Raw genomic sequence first — 1575 nt, 5'->3', positions numbered from 1 at the left:
CAGGCTGCGGTGCGGGTCGGGCGGCGGGACCGGCTCGACCAGCCGCAGCCGCCACCGGGCCACACCGGCGGCGGGGATGCCCGCGAGCGCCAGGGCGAGCAGCACCGGCAGTCCGAGGCCGACCACCGACAGGCCCGCGCCGACCACCAGCAGCACCGCGAGGACCACCAGCAGCACCGGCCCGAACAGCGCCCCGCCGAGCAGGTACGCCCAGCAGCGCGGCACCCAGCGGGTGAACGGGAAGCGCAGCGGGTGCGCCCGCAGCGCCTCGCGTACGGACGTCGGCCGCCGCTCCCCGTCCGTCACCGACCCCTCGTTCACCCGGTCCACCCTAACCGACCGGCTGACGGTCCTTCGGGGCTCGGGCGCGGGCCGCGCGCGGCCTGGTCAGCGCGACGGCGGCGACCACCAGCGCGCCGCCGGCCAGGGCGTTCCAGCCGACCGGCTCGGCGAGGAAGGCCGCGCCGAGCGCGGTGGACCACAGCGGCGTCACGTACGTCACGGCCGAGGCCACCGTCGTCCCGGCGCCGCGGACCAGCGCCAGGTTGAGCAGGTACGCCACGCCCGTACCGAGCGCGCCGAGCACCAGCAGCGCGCCGGCCGCGGCGGCGCCCGGCCAGCGCGGAAGGCCCGCGGCGAACGGCGCCACCAGGGCCAACTCGACGGTGGCGCAGGTGATCTGGAGCGTGGAGAGGGTGGTCACCGACTCCGGGCGGCCGGACAGGAAGCGGCGCAGGTAGGCGAAGCCCGCGCCGTAGCAGCAGGCGGCGGCCAGGCAGGCCAGCGCACCGGTGGTCGCACCGGCGCCCAGGCCGCGCCAGACCCCGAGCACGGTGAGCACACCGACGAAGCCGAGTCCGAGACCGGCCAGCCGGCGGCCGCCCGGGCGGCGCTCCTCGGGGACGGTCAGCACCGCGAACAGCAGGGTGAACAGCGGGGTGGTCGCGTTCATCACCCCGGCGAGCACCGAGCTGACCCTGGTCTCCCCGAAGGAGAAGAGGGTGAACGGCACGCTGTTGAGCAGCACCGCGACCACCGCCGAGTGCCCCCACAGCGCCCGGTCGCGCGGGGCCCGCTCGCCGCGCAGCAGCAGCACCGCCCACAGCGTGGTGGCGCCGAGCAGGCAGCGCCACAGCGCCACCCACAGCGGCGGCACGCCCGCCTCGACCGCCACCTTGATCAGGGCGAAGCTCGCGCCCCAGATCGCCGACAGTGCCACGAAGCCCGGCAACCAGCGCCTCACCCCGACCACCTCCGTCCTCCCGTCGCGTCTTCTGGACAGAGCGTGGCCCGGCGCCGCAGCATGAGTCCAACAAGTGGCAGTGCACTCGTGATGAGGAAGTCTCATGACCCCGGACGTCAACCTGGCCCAGCTCCGGGCACTGGTCGCGGTCGCCGACACCGGCGGCTTCAGCGCGGCCGCCGACGAGCTCGGCATCAGCCAGTCCGCGGTCTCGCACGCCGTCGCCGCGCTGGAGCGCAGCCTCGGCGCGCCCGTGCTGTGGCGCGGCACCCCCTGCCGGCCCACCCCGCTGGGCGAGCAGGTCCTGCCGCACGCCCGGACCGACGTCGCCT

3 protein-coding genes are annotated in these 1575 nt (G+C 76.2%); 1 reads left to right on the top strand and 2 read right to left on the bottom strand.

Annotation, left to right across the window (positions count from 1 at the left end; genetic code table 11):
- Both AE652_RS41080 and AE652_RS41075 read right to left on the bottom strand, forming a co-directional pair.
- A partial coding sequence (locus AE652_RS41080) for a sensor domain-containing protein (protein WP_234348730.1) occupies positions 1-321 on the bottom strand: 321 nt, incomplete at its 3' end.
- A gap of 10 nt (positions 322-331) precedes the next feature.
- Positions 332-1243: a DMT family transporter gene (locus AE652_RS41075; protein ID WP_199823233.1), complete on the bottom strand. Its 912-nt coding sequence runs from the start codon at positions 1241-1243 to the stop codon at positions 332-334.
- Positions 1244-1346: 103 nt separating this feature from the next.
- Between AE652_RS41075 and AE652_RS41070 the strand changes: the two genes are divergently transcribed.
- The coding region (locus AE652_RS41070; RefSeq protein WP_049661059.1) for a LysR family transcriptional regulator at positions 1347-1575 on the top strand (229 nt) is incomplete at its 3' end.

It is taken from the genome of Kitasatospora sp. MY 5-36, assembly GCF_001182915.1.
In the GTDB taxonomy this organism is placed as follows: domain Bacteria; phylum Actinomycetota; class Actinomycetes; order Streptomycetales; family Streptomycetaceae; genus Kitasatospora.
The sequence above is the reverse complement of the archived record's forward strand: the minus strand, read 5'-3'. Positions and strand labels throughout refer to the sequence as shown.